Annotated in this window: 2 protein-coding genes; one reads left to right on the forward strand and one right to left on the reverse strand. The window is 60.7% G+C overall.

Translation table 11 applies throughout. The features are described from left to right. Positions 1 to 83: 83 nt before the first annotated feature. Positions 84 to 872 (reverse strand): basic amino acid ABC transporter substrate-binding protein, encoded by a 789-nt coding sequence (locus ACT6Y9_RS09930; RefSeq protein ID WP_443744407.1) that lies wholly within the window; start codon positions 870 to 872, stop codon positions 84 to 86. A 313-nt stretch (positions 873 to 1,185) separates the two neighbouring features. Here ACT6Y9_RS09930 and ACT6Y9_RS09935 point away from each other — a divergent pair, with 313 nt between their 5' ends. After that, positions 1,186 to 2,907 carry an AAA family ATPase gene (locus tag ACT6Y9_RS09935; RefSeq protein WP_443744408.1) on the forward strand — a complete coding sequence of 574 codons (1,722 nt, stop codon included), beginning with the start codon at positions 1,186 to 1,188 and terminating at the stop codon, positions 2,905 to 2,907. Positions 2,908 to 3,054: the final 147 nt, after the last annotated feature.

The following is a 3,054-nucleotide window of genomic DNA, read 5'->3' on the forward strand; positions in this document are numbered from 1 at the left end:
CAGATCGCCCGCGGCCGGGAAGACCGCGGGCGGTAGATGAAACGCCTTATGGAGCTCGATCAGGCGCAAGAGCCCGGGCCGACTCACTCCTTGAGGAGCGCGGCGGGCGGCTCGCGGTCGAACCACTTCTTGTAGATCGCCGTGAATTCGCCGCTCTTCTTGATCTTGGCGAGTCCCGAGTCGATGTGCGCGAGGAGCGCCGTATTGTCCTTCTTCACGGCGATGCCGAGATCTTCGGCGGTGAGGGCGACGGGAAGCGACTTCACCTTGCCCCTGCCCGCCTGCGCGGCGTAGTAGTCGTTCGTCGGGATGTCGTTTACGACGGCGTCCACGCCGCCGTTGCGCAGTTCCAGGTAGCACTCGTTCAACTGGTTGAAGACGCGGATCTTCGCGTCCTTGATCTTGCGCGCGGCCTCTTCGCCCGTGGAGCCGATCGAGACGGCGAGGCGCTTGCCTTCGAGGTCCTTGGCCGTGCGGATCGTCGTGTTGTCGATGTTGACGACGATCCCGAGGCCCGCGATGTAGTAGCGCTTCGAGAAGGCGACGTTCTTGGCGCGCTCAGGCGTGATCGTGATGTCGTTGATCGCGATGTCGATCGTGCCGGTCTTCAGGGCCGGGATGAGGCCGTCGAAGGCGAGGTTGTGCACCTCAACGTCGAACCCTTCGGCGCGGCCGATCGCCTTGATCACGTCCACGTCGAAGCCCACGTACTCGCCCGTCTTGGAGTCGCGCGAGCCGAAGGGCGGGTAGGCCGCATCCATGCCGGCGATCAGGCGGCGGCCCGGGCGGGCGGTCGTCTGGGCGAGAAGAGGTCGGGCGGCGGCAAGGCCGAGAAGGGCGCAGGCCGACAGAAGAAGAGTGCGCTTTTGCATGGTGCAGGCGGGACTGCGGCGTCCCGGGAGTTTTCGAGATGGGCTAAGGATAGCCGCAGGGCGGGGGTGCGGCGCGCCCGAGCCCCGAGGTATTACGACGGAGGTCAATGGTGGATGCGCCCTCGGGCTGAGGCGTGGATGTGGGGACTGCACCGATGCGCAGCGCTCCGGTAAACTGCATGCGTGAAGCACCGGGCCGAGGGCTGCCGAGCATTCATCGCCGGCGGTTTCCCTCGTAGGCGCTGGCCTTGCGCGGGTTGCCCGCGGTCCACTTCTCATTTGGTTGCGAGCAGTCGAGCGCTGAGGATTTTTGATGAGTACGCATTATCGTCGTCTGCCCTACGGTCTCTCCTCCTTTCGCGAAGTTCGAAAGGGAGACTTCGCGTTTGTCGACAAGACGCGCCTGATCGAGGTGCTCGAGCGGATGGCGGTCCGCTTCCCGCTCTTCCTGCGGCCGCGGCGCTTCGGCAAGACGCTCGTCACGACGATGTTGATGGAGTATTACGACAGGGCGTCGGCGAAGGACTTCGATGAGCTTTTCGGCGGCACCTACATCCATGCGCACAAAACGCCGCTGCAGGGCAGCTTCTTCGTTGTGCGCTTTGATTTCTCCGGCATCGATTCCCGGGGCGTTCTGCGCGGCTTCATCGAAAAGCTCCTCCTTGGGATGGGAGACTTCTTCCGGCGGTATCCGATGCCTGGGAGCGGCGTATTGTTGTACGGGCGCTACGAGACGCCCTCGGAGCTTTTCCGCGCGTTCACGCTCTTCGTTCAGGACCGGGTTGGCGACAAACTCTATGTCATCATCGACGAGTACGATCAATTCGCCAATGAGATCCTCGCTGCAGACAAATCGCTTTTCCACGCGATGACTTCGAACGACGGGTTCCTCAAAAGCTTCTATGCGAATTTGAAGGACCAGACTGCATCGGGGACGGTTTCGCGCATCTTCATGACGGGCGTCACGTCTGTATCCCTTGACTCCATCACTTCGGGCTTCGGCATCCAGCGCAACATCAGTCAGCTGCCCGCATTTGCCGATTCCGTGGGATTCACCGATGAGGAGCTCCGCGGCCTCGTCGCCGAAACAATAGATCTCGATCACTGCGGCGTGAAGCTCGAGCAGCTCATGGACCGGATGCGCGACTATTACAACGGATATCGTTTTTCGCCGCAGAGTGAAAAATCGGTCTACAACGCCTCGATGTGCCTCTATTTTCTGAGCTCGCTTCAGGATGCGGGAGAAGAGCCTGCGGATCTCTTTGATCCCTCCGTCGGGACGGACATCAGCAAAATGCGTAGCATTCTCGAGCTTGCCGACGAAGCCGTCGTGCGGGAAGTCGTGGATGCCGCCAACCGCGATCAGGCGCTGCCGATCCCGAACGCAGCGCTGTCGGCCGCCATCAATCTCAATGCCCGGAACAGATTCGACGAGCGCTCCGTGCTCTCCTTCCTCTTCTTCTTGGGATTCCTCACCTTTCCGAAAGGTGAGAGGGAGCGGCTGCGCTGCCCGAACAAAGCGGTCATCGGACAGTTCTACGAATACTTCTTCCAGTCCGAATATGGAGCCGCACCAACTTTCGAAGGGAGTGCGCTCCGAGCGGTGTTCCAGAAGCTTGAGGCTGGAGAAATCGAACCCTTGCTTGTGTTTGTTTCCGAGAGGCTGCAGAAATCATGCGGGCTCCATGTTCTGACGCATTTTTCGGAAACGGCGCTGCAGGTGGCGTTGAAGTTCGCCATGCTCACGAATTCGGACTATGAAGTGACGCTCGAAGATGAGGCGCGCGGGAGAGGATTTTGCGACCTGCTTTTGCGGCCGAAGAATCCGGCATCCGGCGCGGCCGCGTATCTCCTCGAGCTCAAGTACTTCAAGCGATCGGATGCCTCCGAAGAAAACATCGCGCACGCACTTGAGGCGTCGAAGTCGCAGTTGCTGCGCTATGGCGCGGTCGAACCGGCGGCGGCAATTGAAAACCTGCGGAAAGTCGCCGCCGTCTTCGCCGGACTGCAGCTCTGCAGTGTGGCGAAGGTGTGATCGCCGGCTCTTGCGGTGCAGTTGTGCGGAAGCTTTTTTCGGAAGGCTGCGGAGCAGCCGCGCTCTGGGCGCACCGCTAACAAATCAGGCTCCGGTGTCTGTCAAGTTAGTTGCCGAAAATAATTGAAGATTGATGCCCTATATTTA

The sequence above is a fragment of the Sutterella sp. genome (assembly GCF_052272535.1).
GTDB lineage: Bacteria > Pseudomonadota > Gammaproteobacteria > Burkholderiales > Burkholderiaceae_F > Sutterella.